Annotated in this window: 18 protein-coding genes; 3 read left to right on the forward strand and 15 right to left on the reverse strand. The window is 38.2% G+C overall.

Features of this window, described 5'->3' with window-relative positions:
• Positions 1-109: 109 nt before the first annotated feature.
• From lrgB to JZO76_RS10930, 11 genes are all read right to left on the reverse strand, one after another.
• A complete protein-coding gene (lrgB, locus tag JZO76_RS10880) occupies positions 110-796 on the reverse strand; it encodes an antiholin-like protein LrgB (protein WP_206904223.1) in 687 nt (228 codons plus the stop codon).
• 1 nt (position 797) lies between these two features.
• The gene (gene lrgA / locus JZO76_RS10885) at positions 798-1,217 is read right to left on the reverse strand and encodes an antiholin-like murein hydrolase modulator LrgA (RefSeq protein ID WP_206904231.1); all 420 of its coding nucleotides are present in this window, start codon (positions 1,215-1,217) and stop codon (positions 798-800) included.
• A gap of 200 nt (positions 1,218-1,417) precedes the next feature.
• Positions 1,418-2,143: a LytR/AlgR family response regulator transcription factor gene (locus JZO76_RS10890; protein WP_206904235.1), complete on the reverse strand. Its 726-nt coding sequence runs from the start codon at positions 2,141-2,143 to the stop codon at positions 1,418-1,420.
• Positions 2,143-3,885, reverse strand: a complete 1,743-nt coding sequence (locus JZO76_RS10895) for a sensor histidine kinase (protein WP_206904239.1) — start codon at positions 3,883-3,885, stop codon at positions 2,143-2,145. The genes JZO76_RS10890 and JZO76_RS10895 overlap by 1 nt, the downstream gene beginning before the upstream one ends.
• A gap of 164 nt (positions 3,886-4,049) precedes the next feature.
• Positions 4,050-5,390, reverse strand: coding sequence for a type I glutamate--ammonia ligase (gene glnA / locus JZO76_RS10900; RefSeq protein WP_206904245.1), 1,341 nt, complete (start codon positions 5,388-5,390; stop codon positions 4,050-4,052).
• 42 nt (positions 5,391-5,432) lie between these two features.
• Positions 5,433-5,810, reverse strand: a complete 378-nt coding sequence (locus JZO76_RS10905; protein WP_016172695.1) for a MerR family transcriptional regulator — start codon at positions 5,808-5,810, stop codon at positions 5,433-5,435.
• Positions 5,811-5,979: 169 nt separating this feature from the next.
• The gene (locus JZO76_RS10910; RefSeq protein ID WP_206904252.1) at positions 5,980-7,242 is read right to left on the reverse strand and encodes an aminotransferase class I/II-fold pyridoxal phosphate-dependent enzyme; all 1,263 of its coding nucleotides are present in this window, start codon (positions 7,240-7,242) and stop codon (positions 5,980-5,982) included.
• On the reverse strand, positions 7,226-8,470 hold the full coding sequence (hflX, locus tag JZO76_RS10915) for a GTPase HflX (RefSeq protein WP_206904256.1): 1,245 nt from the start codon (positions 8,468-8,470) through the stop codon (positions 7,226-7,228). The genes JZO76_RS10910 and hflX overlap by 17 nt, the downstream gene beginning before the upstream one ends.
• 1 nt (position 8,471) lies before the next feature.
• The gene (gene miaA, locus JZO76_RS10920; RefSeq protein WP_206904259.1) at positions 8,472-9,395 is read right to left on the reverse strand and encodes a tRNA (adenosine(37)-N6)-dimethylallyltransferase MiaA; all 924 of its coding nucleotides are present in this window, start codon (positions 9,393-9,395) and stop codon (positions 8,472-8,474) included.
• A gap of 8 nt (positions 9,396-9,403) precedes the next feature.
• Positions 9,404-10,150 (reverse strand): glycerophosphodiester phosphodiesterase family protein, encoded by a 747-nt coding sequence (locus tag JZO76_RS10925; RefSeq protein ID WP_206904260.1) that lies wholly within the window; start codon positions 10,148-10,150, stop codon positions 9,404-9,406.
• A 150-nt stretch (positions 10,151-10,300) separates the two neighbouring features.
• The gene (locus JZO76_RS10930; RefSeq protein WP_396140065.1) at positions 10,301-10,813 is read right to left on the reverse strand and encodes a hypothetical protein; all 513 of its coding nucleotides are present in this window, start codon (positions 10,811-10,813) and stop codon (positions 10,301-10,303) included.
• Between the two features lie 266 nt (positions 10,814-11,079).
• On the opposite strand from JZO76_RS10930, the gene clpP reads away from it, so the two are divergent.
• Positions 11,080-11,661: an ATP-dependent Clp endopeptidase proteolytic subunit ClpP gene (clpP, locus tag JZO76_RS10935; RefSeq protein WP_206904265.1), complete on the forward strand. Its 582-nt coding sequence runs from the start codon at positions 11,080-11,082 to the stop codon at positions 11,659-11,661.
• Between the two features lie 135 nt (positions 11,662-11,796).
• Here the strand turns inward: clpP and JZO76_RS10940 are convergent, their stop codons facing one another.
• The 4 genes from JZO76_RS10940 to JZO76_RS10955 form a co-directional block, all read right to left on the reverse strand.
• A complete protein-coding gene (locus JZO76_RS10940; protein WP_206904267.1) occupies positions 11,797-12,735 on the reverse strand; it encodes an NADP-dependent oxidoreductase in 939 nt (312 codons plus the stop codon).
• A gap of 173 nt (positions 12,736-12,908) precedes the next feature.
• Complete coding sequence (locus JZO76_RS10945) at positions 12,909-13,397, reverse strand: gamma carbonic anhydrase family protein (RefSeq protein ID WP_206904269.1); 489 nt, start codon at positions 13,395-13,397, stop codon at positions 12,909-12,911.
• 228 nt (positions 13,398-13,625) lie between these two features.
• Positions 13,626-15,389, reverse strand: coding sequence for an ABC transporter ATP-binding protein (locus JZO76_RS10950; protein ID WP_206904271.1), 1,764 nt, complete (start codon positions 15,387-15,389; stop codon positions 13,626-13,628).
• Positions 15,386-17,119 (reverse strand): ABC transporter ATP-binding protein, encoded by a 1,734-nt coding sequence (locus JZO76_RS10955; RefSeq protein ID WP_206904277.1) that lies wholly within the window; start codon positions 17,117-17,119, stop codon positions 15,386-15,388. The genes JZO76_RS10950 and JZO76_RS10955 overlap by 4 nt, the downstream gene beginning before the upstream one ends.
• Before the next feature lie 268 nt (positions 17,120-17,387).
• Between JZO76_RS10955 and JZO76_RS10960 the strand changes: the two genes are divergently transcribed.
• Both JZO76_RS10960 and JZO76_RS10965 read left to right on the forward strand, forming a co-directional pair.
• Entirely contained in the window at positions 17,388-17,639 is a 252-nt protein-coding gene (locus tag JZO76_RS10960; protein ID WP_206904280.1) for a hypothetical protein, read from the forward strand.
• A gap of 19 nt (positions 17,640-17,658) precedes the next feature.
• Entirely contained in the window at positions 17,659-17,871 is a 213-nt protein-coding gene (locus tag JZO76_RS10965) for a DNA-directed RNA polymerase subunit epsilon (RefSeq protein ID WP_206904283.1), read from the forward strand.
• The last annotated feature ends 1 nt before the right edge of the window (position 17,872 follow it).

Raw genomic sequence — 17,872 nt, forward strand, 5'->3', positions numbered from 1 at the left:
ATAAAATCACGTACGTTAATTTCTCCTTGCCATTGTTTTCCTTTAAATCCTTGCCAAGCGTTTGTCTGTAAATCTACTGTCTTTTGCATTTGTCAATACTCCTTTATTTTTAAATAATTCCCATTACACTTGCGACAATTGGAACTACCGCGGCTGTTGTAATTCCGACAACGACAACGGAAATACTTGCCATCGCTGTTTCTGTTTCCCCCATCTCCATACTAACGGCAACCCCTAAAGCATGACCCGCCGCGCCGAGTGCTAAGCCTTTAGCGATTGGATTTTTAACTTTAAACCATTTCAAAGCAATAGCACCTAATGCATAAACTAAAACACCATTAAAGATAACCGAAAAAGCTGCGATAGAAGCGATACCACCAACTGAAGTAGCAACAGGAACCGCAATTGCTGTTGTTGCCGCTTGGGGAAGTAAAGAGGCAATGAGTTGGGGATGCATCTTAATTATGTAACCAGCTAAAACCACAGAACCGGCTGAAACGACCGACCCAATTGTAATGGCTACCATAATTTCCATAAAGTATTTTTTTAAGATATCGCGTTTTTTATATAAGGGAATGGCAAAGGCGATTGTGGCAGGTTCTAAAAAGAACATGATAATTTTGCCACCTTCATTGTAGTCGTCATAGCTGATACCTGTGATTTCTAGAACTATAACACCTAATATCATCGCGACAAACAACGGAGTAAATAAGAAGAAGCCTTTGCTTTTTTTAAATAAAAATGTACCGATACCAAAAACGACTAGAGAAATGATAATACCAACATATGGTGTCATATTAAGAAACCTCCTTTAAACCTTTGTTAAGTGATTTTTCTTCATCTGCTTGTGCATGGCGATCTTTAATACCCAATAATAAACTTGAGCCCCAACCTGTCGCTGCCATTAAAGCTAAAGTTGCAATGAGAATGACCACTAGAATTTGGATGCCAGAGCTTTTCATAATCCCTAATGAATTAACAAGCGAAATACCTGATGGCACAAATAAGAAAGTAATCACACTTGATAAGCTGTTAGCTAATCCTTCAATTTGTTCTAATTTAACAATGCCCGTACATAAAGCACCAAATAAAAGTAGCATCCCGATTAATGAAGGTGGAATTGCAAGAGGTAATACTTTAGCAATACCATTTGAAATGAGCATAATTAGTGCAAATACGAAAGCCTGTTGTAAGAATGAATAAACTTTTTTTTCCATGTTTTTTCGCTCCTTTGTTTTGTTTACATGCTTAGTATACGAGAATTCCCAACTTTGTTACCGCTTTCTTCATAAGTTGCGTCATTTGAATCATGAAATGCAAAAAAAGGCACATGACTTACACCGTCATGTGTCCTCTTTACAAATGCACCGCGTTTCATCAGTTTCTACAACCTTTTATCGCGATTTTTCACACCTATTTATTCTAAGTTTAACCGCTCTTTAAACGCTTTTAAATAGGAGCGGCTAACAGGAACTTTTTCCCCATTTTCCATCGTAACTTGCAATGTATGATTAAACCAAGGCTGGATTTCCTTTACCTTTGTCACATTAATAATAAAACTACGCTGCGTTTTAATAAAAAGGGCTGGCGGTAATTTTTGTTCAATCCCACTTAAGGTTCCTGTTGTCACGTACTGTTTTTCATCGGTAAAAATGCTGAGACTGCGTTCATCCACTGAAACCATTTGAACAGTTTCAGGATTAATTAAAAAAATACGATCGTCGCTATGAATGGGGAACGTTGAAAATTGTTCTACGCTTTTGGTTGTTGTTCTTTGGTTTTTATTCACCTGTTTTTTTGCTTTATCAATAATTTCCATCACTCTTTTTTCTTCAAAGGGCTTTAATAAATAGTCACTCGCGTTGACTTGAAACGCCTGCAATGCGTAATCATCATAGGCTGTGGCAAAAACCAAGTAAGGTGGATCACTGAGGGTGACGAGTTTTTCTGCTAATTCAAAACCACTTTCGTCAGTTAAATGAATATCTAAAAATAGAATATCTGGTTTTTGTTCCATCATTTTAGTCATCGCCTCTAACACACTTTCTGCCTGCGCCACACTGGTCACAGCAGGATGTTGACTGACCAAATAATTTAACTCTTCTCTTGCTAAGGGTTCATCATCAACTAAAAGCACATGCATTATTCATTTCCTCCTTCAAGCTCCAATGGTAGGCTAATGGTAAAGACCGCACCATCAGCTGCTTTATTTTCCGCTTTTAACTGACCGGCATCGCCATATAAGCTGTGTAAACGTCGATTCAAATTTTCCAACGCTGTCCCCGTTCCTTTTTCAGAAACAACAGCTTGTTTGCCTAATTGCGACAATAACGCAGCTTTTATTCCCACACCATTGTCTTCCACTTGTAAAATTAAAACATCTTTTTTACTGGTAATGGTTACGTGAACATGATTATTTTCTTTACGATTAGAAAAAGCATGTTTAATCGCATTTTCAACCAAAATCTGGACAGCATATGACGGAATCAAAGCTGATTGAAGCTCGTCTTTTATTTTCACATCGATTTGGTAACGATTAGGAAATCGAGCTTGTTCTAATTGTAAATAGGCTGCTAAATGTTGCAATTCTTGGCTTAAAAGTAGCTTTGTTTGGCGTGCACCAGTCAAATTCCCCCGAAAATACGTACTCAGCTGTAATAATAAACTGCGAGCCTGATTGGTATCACGGCGCATTAAAGCGGAAATTGTATTAATGGCGTTAAAGAAAAAGTGGGGATTTACTTGAGCTTGCAGCGATTTAATTTCGGCATCCTTTAACAGTTGACTTCTTTCTTCTGCTTCCCCTAGCTCGATTTGAGAAGAAAAAATCGTTGCTAGACCCTCTGCCAGCTCTTCTTCCACATAAGTCAATTTTGTTTCATCGGTAAAGTACATTTTCAGAGTGCCCACAACTTTTTCATGAGCAAAAAGTGGAATAACAATCGCAGCAGCCAAAGGACAATTAGGATTTTTACACCCAATTTGTTCTTTACTATGGGCAATTAGCATACTTCCAGATTGCAAAACTTTTTTAGAAAGTTCAGTAATCACTTCAATTTCTGGAATATGGTGATCGCTGCCTGCCCCCACATGGGCTAGAATTTGATGTTTATCGGTAATACTGATTGCGGCTAATTTGGTATAGCGTTGAATAATTTCTGCTGCTGCTTGGCTGGACTCCCGCTTTAACCCTGCCCGAAAATACGGTAAAGTTTGAGCTGCTAAATTTAATACATCATGAGTTTGAACCGCTTTGGCTTGTTCTTCTTGTTTTAGGGTGATATTAATAATGGACATGAAAATAAACGTCCCAATGCCATTAATCATAATCATTGGTCCAGCAATCATTTGCGCTAATGCTGGTCCGCTAAAAAAAGCCACGAAGACCATTTGAATGGATTCCATCAAAATACCCACCATCGCATAGACCCAAGCTTTATTTTGCCACTGCTTTTTAATTAGTAGTAATCGGATTAAGCCTGAAACAAGACCAATCAAAAAAGAAGAAAAGATATAAAAGCTACCTTGCCCGCTACCTTGGAAAAAGCGATGAATCCCTGCAATCCCACCCACGGTTGCGCCAACACTTGGGCCGCCCACTAAACCGGCAACACTGATCACTAGCGTACGGGCGTTGGCGATGGAGGTGTTCTCTGAAATATGGGTTAAAAAATTGCTTGGTACAATCTTATTACCCGCAATTTCAATTCCGGTAAAATTCGTTAAAATGGCAAACAGCCCGAAAACAACAATCAAAATGACTTTAGAAGAAAACTGTTCCCGATTTTCTAGTAGGCGCTTAAAATAGGAGACATTTACTAATAAAAAGGCTAATAAAATAATTAAGCCTACTCGCTCCATCATCAAAATAAATAAATCCAACATATGTATGCCCTCTTTTATTTTCCATTTTCCTAATAGTAGTGGTGAAGGACCCTGATTGTCAATTTTCAATAAAATAAAAATAGCCCATTAGCTCGCATCAATTTCAGAAAAACACAAAACAAACCGCCCTAAGCCGTAGCTCAAAGCGGTTTGTTTTCCTGTTTTTAATACAACTCTAAATATTGTTCTCTTTCCCATTCAGAAACAGTTTGACGGAACGATGCCCATTCCAAACGTTTTGCTTCGACAAAATTTTGGTAGATATGATTCCCTAAAGCATCAACCATTACTTCATCTTTGCGTAACGCTTTAATCGCGTTGTGTAATGTTGAAGGTAAATCTTTAATTTGCGCTTCTTCTCTTTCTGTTTCATTCATGACATAAATATTGCGATCAACTGCTGGTGGCGGCGTCAATTCACGACGAATACCGTCAAGACCGGCTTCTAATAATACTGCCATTGCTAAATATGGATTAGCTGACGGATCAACTGAACGTAACTCCAAACGTGTTGATAGACCACGAGATTCTGGCACACGAATTAACGGTGAACGATTGCGACCAGACCAAGCTACGTAAACCGGAGCTTCATAGCCGGGAACAAGACGTTTGTATGAATTGACGATTGGATTGCAGACAGCTGTATAGGCCCGGGCATGTTCAATTAATCCGCCTAAGAAATGATATGCAGTTTGGCTCAAGCCCATTTCTCCAGCTTCATCATAAAAAGCATTTTCTTTACCTTTAAACAAGGACATATTACAGTGCATCCCTGAACCATTAATCCCAAATAATGGTTTTGGCATGAAGGTCGCGTGTAGACCGTGTTTGCGGGCAATTGTTTTTACTACTAATTTAAAGGTTTGGATATTATCACAGGCATCGACAACGTCGGCATATTTAAAGTCGATTTCATGTTGTCCAGGAGCCACTTCATGGTGAGATGCTTCCACTTCAAAGCCTAGACTTTCTAATTCCAACACAATATCCCGGCGGCAATTTTCACCTAAGTCTGTCGGGGCAAAATCAAAATAACCACCAGCATCATTTAATTCCGTTGTAATTTCACCATCTTCATCTAGTTTGAATAAGAAGAATTCTGGCTCTGGCCCTAAATTAAACGAAGTGAAACCTAATTGTCTCATGTTTTCCATAGCGCGCTTCAAGTTACCACGGGGATCGCCAGCAAACGGTGTACCATCAGGATTATAAATATCACAAATCAAACGTGCGACTTTACCATGTTCACTTTCCCAAGGGAAGATCATCCAAGTAGATAAATCTGGATACAAATACATATCGCTTTCTTCGATGCGGACAAAACCTTCAATCGAAGAACCATCAAACATCATTTTGTTATCCAAAACTTTTTCCAATTGACTTACTGGAACTTCAACATTTTTGATTGTTCCCATAATGTCTGTGAACATTAGACGTAAGAAACGAACATTTTCTTCTTCGACAATACGTTTGATATCTGTTGCTGTGTAATTTACGCGAGGCATATAATCCCACCCTTAATTAGTTTTTTTATTTTCAAACAACGCCTACATTCGTGGACCCTGCTTAAATGGATTTTGTTGTGTTAAACCACCTTGGCTTAGTAGTTCATCATAAAAAATTTGTCGAACATCTTGGTCAGTCAGCGGTTTTTTATTTTTTGCAATTTTTTCCTGCTGCTTTTGCATTTCATAGGCATGTTTGATCCCTGCCATATTTAAACCTTCAGACAAGTAATCCTTGATTTCAAGTAAAATGTCAATATCATTCAAAGAATACATACGACGATTGCCTTCACTTCTTTCGGGATGAATTAAATCTTGCTCTTCGTAATAACGAATTTGTCGCGCAGTAAGATCTGTTAGCTTCATTACCGTCCCAATCGGAAAAACTGACATTGATCGGCGCAACTCTTTTTCTCGCATGAAACTACTCCTTTCCGGTTGGTTTTTTAACTTGGGATAACTATACCAATCCCATTTTTGAAAGTCAAGGCTATATGTTAGCTTTTCTGACATAAATAATAAAAAATTTTCTGACAAATAAAAAGAACCTTGAATTAACAAGGTTCAGTTGAAATTAAAAAAACTAAAATTATTTTTTATTTTGATGAAAAACAGCATTTACTGCGTTAGCGACTGCAATTTTAACATGTTCATAAGTTAGACCACCTTGAACGTACAATGAAAACGGTTCCCGCAAAGGACCATCTGCACTTAACTCAATACTCGCACCTTGAACAAAAGTTCCTGCTGCCATAATAATATCGTCTTCATAACCCGGCATATAAGAAGGTACCGGGGCAACAAAGGCATCTACTGGTGAAAAACGTTGAATAGCTTGTGCGAAGGTAATCATCGCATCTTTTTCTTTAAGTTCGACTAATTGAATCAAATCTGTTCTAGGATCGTCCCACTTAGGGGTTGACGCAATAGCATATTCTGCTAATAACGCTGATGTGAAAACTGCACCTTGAATAGCCTGGCTAACGACATGAGGGGCTAAGAAAAAACCTTGGAGCATATCGTATACATTGCCTAACATGGCGCCGCCTTCTGCCCCTACACCTGGTGTAGTTAAACGATAAGCACACTTTTCAATTAAATCTTTTTTCCCAACTAAGTAGCCACCCGTTTTGGCAATACCACCGCCAGGATTTTTAATCAAAGAGCCTGCCATTAAATCAGCTCCTACTTGTGTTGGTTCTAATAATTCAGCAAATTCGCCATAACAATTATCAACAAAGATAGTGACATCTGGCGCAATTGTTTTAACAAAATCACACATTTCCTTAATTTTTGCAATGGTAAATGAAGGTCTGGCAGCATAGCCACGGGAACGCTGAATAGCAACCACTTTGGTTTTTTGATTAATTTTTGCTTTTACAGCATCAAAGTCGACTTCCCCTGAGTCTGTCAAATCAGCTTGACGGTATGAAATGTCATACTCTTTCATTGAACCAATTCCATTTCCGGCTAAACCGATTACCTCAAGCAAGGTATCATAAGGTGTCCCCGTAATATAAAGTAGTTCATCCCCAGGACGTAACACCCCAAATAAAGCCGTAGCAATTGCGTGGGTTCCCGAAACAATTTGTGGGCGCACTAATGCTGCCTGTGTACCAAACGTTTCTGCATAAACGGCTTCTAAAGCACCCCGTCCCATATCATCATTTCCATATCCTGTTGAAGGTAAAAAATGCGTTTCTGAAATATGCTGATTTGAAAATGCGCGTAAAACTTTATTTTGATTGCTCAAAGCAATTTGCCGTAACTCTTCTTGTCGTGGCGCAATTTTTTGCTCAACTCGCTCAATTGCGGCTACCAAAGACGGATCAAATTCATCTGTCCAATTCATCTTCCATTCTCCTTATCACACTGGCTTCAGGTAATGCAAAACCTTTGACCAAGTATTTTTCTGATTCTGGCAAAAACTCTTCGTGCACCAGTAACGTTTCACTTTTCAGTTGTGCCAGTAATTTTCCTTCATTTTGTTTTAAATAAACATTGTAAGGTTCTAAGTTTTCCATCAGTTGCAAGCGCACAGCCGCAGTCAATTCAGCTTTACTGCGGCTACTCTTAGCTGAAATTAATACGTTGGGAAATAGGGTTGGCACAAATTGTGCTTTATCAATTTTATCAGCCTTATTGTAGACCGTTAAAATCGGGGTTTTATCAAAATCCAATTCTTTCATCAGCTCTAAAACCGTCTGCTCTTGTTGGGTACGATCAGGTGAACTGGCATCAACAACGTGCAACAACAAGTCCATATCGCGACTTTCCTCTAACGTAGAGTGAAAAGCATCAATCAACTGCGTTGGTAAATCTTGAATAAAACCAACCGTATCCGTTAACGTAACCTCAAAACCTTCCGGCAGTTTCCAGCGTTTTGTCAAAGGATCTAATGTTGCAAAAAGTTCATCTTGTTCATAAGTTTTTGCTTCTGTTAATACATTCATAATCGTGGATTTGCCAGCGTTGGTATAACCAATTAAACCAATTTGAAAGCGATTGTTTTTTCTTCTTTGACGCGTACGTTCCCGATGGGCCGCCACGTCTTTTAATTCTCGCTTAATCGCTGTTATCTTATTACGAATATGGCGTCGATCTGTTTCTAACTTGGTTTCACCAGGCCCTCTTGTACCAATCCCTCCACCTAAGCGAGATAAATATTTACCTTGGCCCACTAAACGGGGCAATAAATATTCTAATTGCGCTAATTCTACTTGCAGTTTTCCCGCCTTAGACCGTGCCCGCAAAGCAAAAATATCTAAAATTAACTGCACGCGGTCAATAACTGGCACTGCCACAAAATCGGCAATGGTTTGGCTTTGACGTGGTGTCAGTTCATGGTTAAAAATTACCAAATCTGCTTCATAACTTTCGACTAAATTTTTTAATTCCGTCAATTTTCCTTTTCCGATAATTGTTTGACGATCCACTTGGGGCCTTTTTTGAATTAACGAAAAACAAACTTCTCCTTTAGCCGTTTTGGTCAAACCTTTTAATTCTTGCATAGATTCACCAAAATTTTTCCAAGTCTCTTCGGTTTCTACCCCGACTAAAATAACTTTTTCTTGTTCCATGCTACTCCTCCAACCACGCTTGTATTTTCTGCTGCAAAGCTTCAATTGCTTCAGGTTGCGTAATCAAATCGACCCAAGTTGTCACTTCCATTCGGTTACGAAACCACGTTAATTGTCGTTTTGCGTAACGTCTTGAATCTAATTTAATTGCCTCTTTCACCTCATCCAGACTAATTTCACCTTTAAAATAAGGGAAAAATTCGCGGTAACCAATCCCTTTTGCCGCTTGGACATCTTCATAATCTTCTAAAAGGGTTGCTTCTTTTGCTAATCCAGCAGCAAACATCAACTCTACCCGCTGATTAATACGCTCATAAAGTACCTCTCGCTCTGTGGTTAAAGCGATTAAAAAATCATCGTAAAGCTTTTGCGGTTCATCTTTAGGTTTTGTAATGCTATGACCGGTTAAATCAAAGACTTCTAATGCACGGATGACTTTTCGCTCATTATTAAAATGAATTTTTTCAGCGGCTAGTGGATCTTTTTTTAAAAGCAGCTGCCACAAAGCCACTCTCCCCTCTTTTTGGGCGTAAGCCTGATATTTTTGTCGCAAATGCTCCCCTTGTTGCCCGAAATCTTCTGACGCGCCTAATTTATAATCATAAAGCAGTGCCTGGATATAAAGACCTGTTCCGCCAACAACAATGGGCAGTTTACCTTTGGCTGAGATTGCCGCAATTTTTGCTCGCGCTTGTTTTTGAAAATCAGCAGCTGAATACGCTGCCGTAAAATCACAAATATCAATCAGGTGATGGGGAATGTCCGCGGCTTCTTTTTTGGTTACTTTGGCTGTCCCAATATCCAATTGACGATAAACTTGTAATGAATCCCCGCTAATAATCTCACCATTGAATTTTTGGGCTAGCTTAATACTTAGTGCTGTTTTTCCCACACCAGTTGGCCCTGCAATCACTAATACTTTCATTTTTATCCTCATTTATTTGGCTTATTTCGTGCATTTTTTACATATTGCTGTACTTTTTCTGGAAAATTGGTAATAATTCCTGCCGTATTTAACGCAACACATTCTTTCACTAGGGTTTCATCATCAATCGTCCAAGGACGCACAGCTAATGGTAAATCAGGTAATGTTGCTTTGTTTTTCAAAACCCAGTCGATTTTAGGATGGATACCTTCAATATATGGCCGATCCAGTGCTTGAAGTACCTTTTTATCACTGGTGCTTAAAATCAAATCCAGTTGTGTGTCAGGTTCTAATTTATGAATAATATCTAAGGAATCAATATTAAAACTACAATACCAATGTTTAAAAGGCCAAAGACGACTTGTCATTAAAGTAGCTGTTTTCATTTCGATTTCAGGATAATGGTAGTGATCGGTTTTTAGTTCAATTAACAATACTCCTCGGAAATTGCGCATGACTAATAAATCCAACACTTCTTTTAAGGTTGGTACTTTAGTATTTTGATAGCTTTCAGAAAACCAACTACCGGCATTTAATTTTTTTATTTCAGCCAGGTTTTTTTCTCGAATCAAGCCTTTTCCATTTGTCGTTCGCTCAACGTCTTCATCATGCATCACAATTAAGTGACCGTCTTTTGACAAATGAACATCTAACTCAATCACGTCACTATCTACCCGCACTGCTTCGGCAAAAGAAGGTAGTGTATTTTCCGGTCGGCTACCACTGGCACCGCGATGGGCTACGATTTGTGTCATCACCGTTGCCTCCTTATCTTTTTCTTCATTAGTAATTGTACCACTTCTATCTGTATTTTATGTACCAGACAGCTACTCTAACATGAAAGAAATACCGCAAAAAAGATGAGAAGACACCTTGCATCAGCTTCTCATCTTTTTTTAAAATTATTACGCGCTAAAATAGGTCAACGTACTATCTGAAAGTCGCTTTAACTCTGTTTTTCTTTCATTGATCAATTCTGTTAAATCGTCGGAAAAATGCTCCATAATCACACGACCACCCTTATAAGCGTAACCTCCAACTTTAATCGTTTCATCTGGTGACAAAATAACTTTTCGTTGCGCAATATTTTTGAAAAATTCTTCTAAAATGTAGTTTGGTAAATAAAAATTATTTTGAGCTGCAAATGATTGCAAGTAAGCATAGTCATCAATTGTGATATAACAATCATCAAAGGCATCAAAGCTGACATATTCTTCCATTAAGACGCTACGCTTTTGTAAAATTTCATTGATTTTTTTATTTAATTGGTTTAAGGTTTCAATTTCTTTTACTTTGTGTTCCAAAGTTCGTCTTTTTTGCTCTTTTTTCTCGTCATAACGAATACGTAAATTAAAAGCAATGGTAACGATTAAAGCACCCACCAAAACACCAAAAAAACCGGCTGCTGCTACTGCTATCATATTTTTCCTCCTTAAATTCTCTTGTCTTTTATTTTAGCATAACTTCTGTGGGATTCGCATTTTTTAACTGTTTTTAGCCACCCTTTTGTTATCTATTTTGATCTGCTATTTTTGTTAGCAAAAAAATATTCATTCTCCGAGTTTTTCATTTGACCTATTTTGACCTATTGGTTATACTTCTTTTTAGAGGTTATCGCTTAAATGTGCTAAACTTGAGACGTACAATAATTAACGTCGATTTGATTAAAGGAGGACTTTACATTATGAATTTAATTCCAACAGTCATTGAACAATCATCCCGCGGCGAAAGAGCGTATGACATCTACTCACGTTTATTAAAAGACCGCATTATTATGCTAAGCGGTCAAGTTACTGACGACTTAGCAAACTCAATCATCGCCCAATTACTTTTCTTGGACGCACAAGATTCTGAAAAAGATATCTATGTATACATCAACTCACCAGGTGGTAGCGTAACAGCTGGGATGGCAATTTACGATACAATGAACTTTGTTAAAGCCGATGTGCAAACAATTGTAATGGGCATGGCTGCTTCAATGGGCTCATTTTTATTAACAGCTGGCGAAAAAGGCAAACGTTTTGCTTTGCCAAATGCCGAAATCATGATTCACCAACCATTAGGTGGTGCACAAGGCCAAGCAACTGAAATCGAAATTGCAGCGCGTCACATCTTACAAACCCGTGATCGTTTGAACCATATCTTAGCCGAACGCACAGGTCAACCACTAGAAGTCATTGAAAAAGATACTGATCGTGATAACTTTATGACCGCTGAACAAGCGAAAGAATACGGTTTGATTGACGAAATTATGGTGACAAAATAATTGATAAAAAAAAGAATTGAGACTTTTGTCTCAATTCTTTTTTTGTTTACCTTTTATTATAGTCACCAAAAATTCAATTTGTTAGATTACTTGTGCTGTTTTCTTTTTTTAATTAAAAGAGTGCCCTTTTATCATTTAGGATTGGGCGATAACAATTTTGCCAGCAGCTGGATGACCCGCAATTTTTTCGTGAGCCAAAATGACGCTGCGCAATTCAAAAGGCAAAACTTCTGCAATATTAACAACCAATTTGCCATCCCCATAAGCATTTAGCAAATATTCAAAAGCAGTTTGGTCCTGGTATTCTTTTTTAGGGGCAAAACTTAAATACGTCCCATCTTTACGATCTGCTGGATTTGGCAGCTCATTTAAAGCAACGTATGTTCCGCCAGGTTTTAAAATTTTCAGACCTAGATCTGCACTTTTACTCCCTTTTGTCGCGTCAATTACAATATCCGCCTGTTCAAAAAATGTTTTTGCCGGACTCGCTGTATCATAGGCAACAAACTCATCTGCTCCCCAGTTTTTAATTTTCGCTTCATTTTTTTGGGCCGCACTTGCTAGAATATGATTTTTATTTTGATGCAACATTTGTACAAGTAAAGACCCCACTCCACCAGAAGCACCTAACACCATCACGGTTTGACTACTATCAACCTGTAGGAGTTCAAAAAGTAAATTGTACGCTGTGATTCCGGTTGTAACTATGCTTGCTGCTTTGGGAAAACTCATTGTCTCAGGGATTTTTGCCGCTTTTTTATTTGGCAAAACGACCTCTTGCCCATAGGTTCCGCTAATTGGGTGAATCACTACGCGATCGCCAACAGCAAAATCTGTTTCACCAGGAAAAATTTCTGTCACGATTCCAGCCGCATCATTGCCCATTACATAAGGAAATTTCAAACTGCGAAATTCTTGCTGCGCCCCACTTCGCAAAGAAATATCGTAAGGATTAACGGCAAAAGCCTGCACTGCTACTCGGATATGGCCTGGGGTAATTTCTCTTGGTTGGTCTGTAATTGTTTCAAATACATCATGGGGCTTTCCATAACCAGTTATAGCAAAACGTTTCATCAAAAATTCCTCCTTTTTACCTTTGTCTAAAGTGTAGCGAGGAAAGAAAAAAAGCGCAACGATTTGCGCTTTAACTGCTTTCACAAAAGATGAGTCAAATTTGATCTCCAAACTTGCAATAAGATCTCAGCTTTCGTTTAAATATTGAAACTTTGTTAAAAGAGCCCTTATCTTTACTGACTTACCTCTGAATATTTTCCTGCTTGAAATTCTTGGCCCAATTGACAATAGTGGGTGATATTGGCTTTATTTTTAGCAATTTCAGCTTGTGTTAAAGGGCGGATAACTTTGGCTGGTCGTCCAAAAGCCAAAACATTTGGTGGGATAACCATACCTTGTGTTACCAAAGAACCTGCGCCGATTAAACTATTTTCACCGATAACGGCGTGATTTAATACAATCGAACTCATGCCAATTAGTGCACCTTGCTCAATTTTGCAGCCATGAAGCATGCATTGATGTCCCACTGTAACATCCTTTGCAATTTCTGTCGGTGCGTCATGGTCAACATGAATAATCGTACCGTCTTGAATATTGGTGCGATCACCAATCTTGATAAAATTACTATCCCCACGAATCACGCTGTTAAACCAAACAGTGACATCATTGCCCAAGGTTACATCCCCAATGACAACAGCATTTTTTGCGATAAAGTTTTTCATAATTTTCTTGTCATCTCCAAAAATTTTTCTACATTATATCATAAGCAACTCCCGCTAACGCGAAAGATAATGAAAGCTTATATAAACCAAAATAAGAGCAGGTCTACTTGCTTTACTTTTCAAATGACGCGGTGAAAATCTATACATTTTTTATAAAAATACCGACCGGATTTCTCCAGTCGGTAGTGATCTAACGATGAGCATTCACTTCATGCTCTCATTTTTTATTTAATCGTAATCTCCATCTTCAGCAAACTGACTTTGATAGAGCTTGCTATAAAAGCCGCCTTCAGCTAATAAGCTTTCATGGGTGCCTTTTTCAATAATTGAACCTTGGTTCATCACTAAAATTAAATCAGCATCACGAATAGTAGATAGACGGTGGGCAATAACAAAACTTGTGCGCCCTTCCATGACTTTGTCCATTGCCTTTTGAATTAAAGCTTCCAAACGGGTATCGACAGAACTTGTCGCTTCATCCAAAATTAAAATCTTCGGATCTGAAATAACTGCCCGCGCGATGGTCAACAATTGTTTTTGCCCCAAGGAAACATTATTTCCTTCTGCATTAATCATCATTTCATAACCGTCTGGCATCGTGCGGATAAAATGATCCACGTTAGCCGTCTTAGCGGCATCCACTATTTCATAATCCGTTGCATCTAATTTCCCAAAACGAATGTTTTCACCGATAGTTCCTTCATAAAGCCAAGCATCTTGCAATACCATCCCAAAAACCGAACGGACATCGCTACGCTTCATTTTTTGCGTATCGACACCGTCAATTTTGATGGCACCAGCATTTACATCATAAAAACGCATCAATAAATTAATTAGCGTTGTTTTCCCAGCTCCGGTTGGCCCAACAATTGCCACCGTTTGCCCTGCTTTTACAGTAAAATTCAAATCTTTAATCAACGGTTTATCTAACGCGTAACTAAATGAAACATGGTCAAATTCCACATCACCTTTTACCACTGCTGGTAAAGGAATATCAGCATCATTTAATACTTCTTCTGCTTCATCTAAAATTTCAAAAACGCGGGTTGAAGCAGCTGATGCGCTTTGTAAAACAGAAGAAAGCTGTGTGATATTACCTAAAGGCTGACTGATTTGCCAAATATATTGAATAAAGGCTTGCAGTTGTCCAACAACAATTACACCGCCAATAACGTAATAGCTTCCTAAGACCGCCATTACAATATACGTGATATACGCAGTCAGCGAAACAAGCGGCATCATAAGCCCCGAAATAAAGGACGCTTTAAACCCAAAATGTTTTAATCGGTGATTGACCGTTTTAAATCCGTCTAAGGTTTCTTTTTCCCGACCGTATACTTTTAGCACACTAAAACCGGTCATATTTTCTTGGACGTAACCATTTAAATCTCCCAAAGCATTTTGCATTCCTTGGAAATATTTTTGGGACATTTTAATAATTCCTCGTGAAATCAGCATTGAAGCCGGAATCATAATAATCGATATCAAGGCCATTGGAACGTTGATGTAAAACATCATTGCAAGTGCCATAATAATTCCCAAAACCGCGTTGACAATTCCGATTAAGGCTTGTTGCATCGCACCACTAACCGCATCGACGTCATTGGTTACACGGGATAAAATATTTCCTTGTTGATTTTTATCAAAGTATGAAACTGGCAGACGATTAATTTTTTCATCAATATCTTGCCGCAGGTCATACATTGCACTTTGGACCACATTGGTTATCAGCAATCCTGACAGCAATTGGGCGATACAATAGCCCACCCCCACTGCAGTAATCCAAATCAAACATTTAAAGACATAATCAAAGTTAATCTTTTGTCCCTCTGCAATATTTTTAGCAACTTCTGTTGTGGGCAAACCTGCAACATAGGGCATTGCCGCATTTAAGGCCACCGTCAAGACGACAAAAAATAAAACGAAAAGAGCCGTAATTTTATAAGGGCTCAAGTAACGAGCCAAACGTTTTAAAGAAGAGAATGATTTCATTGTGCCAATTCCTCCTCTGACAGCTGAGAAGCTGCAATATCATAATAAATACTGCAATTTTTCAGAAGTTCTTGGTGCGTTCCCATTCCAACAACATTGCCTTCATCTAAAACAATGATTTTGTCAGCATGCATAATTGTCCCAACTCGTTGCGCAACAATTAGAACTGTCGCGTGGGTCGTTTCTTTTTTCAAACGAGCCCGTAATTTGGCATCTGTTTGATAGTCCAGTGCCGAGAAACTATCGTCAAAAATATAAATTTCTGGATCGCGAATAATCGCGCGGGCAATCGCTAAACGTTGCTTTTGACCACCAGAAAAATTAGTGCCGCCTTCTGACAATTCGGCATCAAAGCCCTTTGGTGTTTGGCTAATAAAATCGGCAGCTTGCGCAATATCAACTGCCCGCTGCATATCAGCTTGGGTAGCGTCTAATTTTCCATAACGTAAGTTTTCAGCAATCGTTCCAGTAAATAAGAGCGCCTTTTGGGGAATGTAACCAATTTTTTGCCGTAAACTTTTTAAGCGGTAATCCTTTACATTGACCCCATCAATGACCACTTCTCCTTCACTTACATCGTAAAAACGCGGAATTAATTGAATTAAAGTGGATTTACCAGAACCAGTACTGCCGATAAAAGCAACTGTTTCACCGGGTTGTGCGGTAAAACTCACATTACGAATCACTGGGCTTTGGGCATGCCCCGGATAAGCAAAGGTAACATTTTTAAATTCGACATAACCCTTTGTTGCTGTTGTAGTGACGCCATCTTCTTTTTCAACAATTTCAGAAGTTGCATCTAACGCTTCTTGAATACGGCGAGCAGAGACAGCTGCTCTTGGATACATCATAAAGACAGAAGCAAACAGCATGAAAGAAAATAAGGCATGGAAAATATATTCGATAAAAGCAATTAAGTCCCCAATTTGCAGACTGCCTTGGTCAATTTTGATTGTCCCATTCCAAATAATTAAAACCATCACGATATTAAATAAGAAGAAAAATCCTGGTTGTGCTACTGCCATTAAGCGAAACAAACTTTTTGAGCTAGATGCATAAGCCTTATTTACTTTTTCAAATCGATTTTCTTCAAATTTTTCATTAACAAAAGCACGAATTACCCGCAAACCAGACAAATTTTCTCGTAAAATAGCGTTGATTTTATCCAAATTTCCTTGTTGTTTTGTCGATAAAGGATCAGAGAATTTAGCAATTGCAATCACCGCTAAAAGTAAAATCGGTAAAGCCGCTAACACGTACCAGCTTAAAGATGGGCTCGTTCGAAAAATCATATATAAACTGACAATAAACATCATAGGTGTCATAAAACCAGTTCGCAAAATATTTTGCATGAATAACATAATTTGATAAGCGTCATTAGTCACTCTGGTAATTAAAGAAGACACCCCGATTTGTTCGTATTCATAATGGGAATATCCTTGTGTTTTTTCAAATAGATCATCGCGAATATCCGCCGTAATGTTGGTTGTAATACGGGTCGTGAAGTAGCCCAAGAGAATATTCATCACCACTCCCAACACAGTAATAATAACCATTAACAGCCCCAACTGCTGTACTTGACTAAAACTTTTGGCTGGAATAGCTGCATCAATCATCCGCGCTAAAATAGTTGGTAAACCCAGCTCAATGATAATAAAACCAAAGACACAGATGAAATCAAAAAGTAATAGTTTTTTGTAGCGCATTGTATAATGCCACATCAATTTCATTTCTTTTCCCCCTTTATTAAAATGAAGACAGGCACTGCCTGTAAACGCGTAAAATTAAAACAGATAGCTAATGAAAGAAAAATGGACACCCCTTTTAAAAACCTCAAAGGGTGTACCTGAGCATGAATAAATTTTCGCATTACCTTCACTATACCACAGTGAAATTTTTAATTGTAGATAAAATCAGCAGAAATTTACTGAATGTAACCCCTTTATGCCCTTTGCCTTTTCTATACTTATTGAAAAATCTATGCTAAAATATCAGTAATTGGGCGCAAAAAACGCCAAAGGAACGGTTGAATTAAAAAATAAGCGGAAAGTAAAGACGAGACTTTCTCTTTTTGAAAATCAGCTGATTTTCAAAAAGCATCCAAAATTTAGCGGAGAATTTGCTGACAATAAAAAGTTATTTGCTTTATCTATGCAAAAATTTTTTTCAAAAGTTGCTCCCCTATTTTTTGATTGCCATAATTCTCGTATTTGCCATCATTTAGATGCCATTTTTATACCGTTTAATTAATAATAAAGGAGTCAAACAGATGATCTACAAAATTTATTATCAAGAAACAAAAGTACGCAATCCAAAAAGAGAACAAACCCTATCGATTTACGTAGAGGCAGCCGATGAAGTCACTGCCCGCGCATTAGTTGAAGAACATACCCCATACAACATCGAATTTATTCAAGGACTAGACGAAAATCATCTAGCTTATGAAAAAGAAAATGCCGACTTCAAATTGACGGAGTTTTAAA

Origin of the sequence: Candidatus Enterococcus myersii (assembly GCF_017316025.1) — a bacterium.
GTDB lineage: Bacteria > Bacillota > Bacilli > Lactobacillales > Enterococcaceae > Enterococcus_C > Enterococcus_C montenegrensis.

What these genes read in the sequence shown, in the direction of transcription:
- lrgB (WP_206904223.1), bottom strand. Translation starts at nt 796, where the DNA reads ATGACACCATATGTTGGTATTATCATTTCTCTAGTCGTTTTTGGTATC.
- lrgA (WP_206904231.1), bottom strand. Translation starts at nt 1,217, where the DNA reads ATGGAAAAAAAAGTTTATTCATTCTTACAACAGGCTTTCGTATTTGCA.
- JZO76_RS10890 (WP_206904235.1), bottom strand. Translation starts at nt 2,143, where the DNA reads ATGCATGTGCTTTTAGTTGATGATGAACCCTTAGCAAGAGAAGAGTTA.
- JZO76_RS10895 (WP_206904239.1), bottom strand. Translation starts at nt 3,885, where the DNA reads ATGTTGGATTTATTTATTTTGATGATGGAGCGAGTAGGCTTAATTATT.
- glnA (WP_206904245.1), bottom strand. Translation starts at nt 5,390, where the DNA reads ATGCCTCGCGTAAATTACACAGCAACAGATATCAAACGTATTGTCGAA.
- JZO76_RS10905 (WP_016172695.1), bottom strand. Translation starts at nt 5,810, where the DNA reads ATGCGAGAAAAAGAGTTGCGCCGATCAATGTCAGTTTTTCCGATTGGG.
- JZO76_RS10910 (WP_206904252.1), bottom strand. Translation starts at nt 7,242, where the DNA reads ATGAATTGGACAGATGAATTTGATCCGTCTTTGGTAGCCGCAATTGAG.
- hflX (WP_206904256.1), bottom strand. Translation starts at nt 8,470, where the DNA reads ATGGAACAAGAAAAAGTTATTTTAGTCGGGGTAGAAACCGAAGAGACT.
- miaA (WP_206904259.1), bottom strand. Translation starts at nt 9,395, where the DNA reads ATGAAAGTATTAGTGATTGCAGGGCCAACTGGTGTGGGAAAAACAGCA.
- JZO76_RS10925 (WP_206904260.1), bottom strand. Translation starts at nt 10,150, where the DNA reads ATGACACAAATCGTAGCCCATCGCGGTGCCAGTGGTAGCCGACCGGAA.
- clpP (WP_206904265.1), top strand. Translation starts at nt 11,080, where the DNA reads ATGAATTTAATTCCAACAGTCATTGAACAATCATCCCGCGGCGAAAGA.
- JZO76_RS10940 (WP_206904267.1), bottom strand. Translation starts at nt 12,735, where the DNA reads ATGAAACGTTTTGCTATAACTGGTTATGGAAAGCCCCATGATGTATTT.
- JZO76_RS10945 (WP_206904269.1), bottom strand. Translation starts at nt 13,397, where the DNA reads ATGAAAAACTTTATCGCAAAAAATGCTGTTGTCATTGGGGATGTAACC.
- JZO76_RS10950 (WP_206904271.1), bottom strand. Translation starts at nt 15,389, where the DNA reads ATGAAATCATTCTCTTCTTTAAAACGTTTGGCTCGTTACTTGAGCCCT.
- JZO76_RS10955 (WP_206904277.1), bottom strand. Translation starts at nt 17,119, where the DNA reads ATGAAATTGATGTGGCATTATACAATGCGCTACAAAAAACTATTACTT.
- JZO76_RS10965 (WP_206904283.1), top strand. Translation starts at nt 17,659, where the DNA reads ATGATCTACAAAATTTATTATCAAGAAACAAAAGTACGCAATCCAAAA.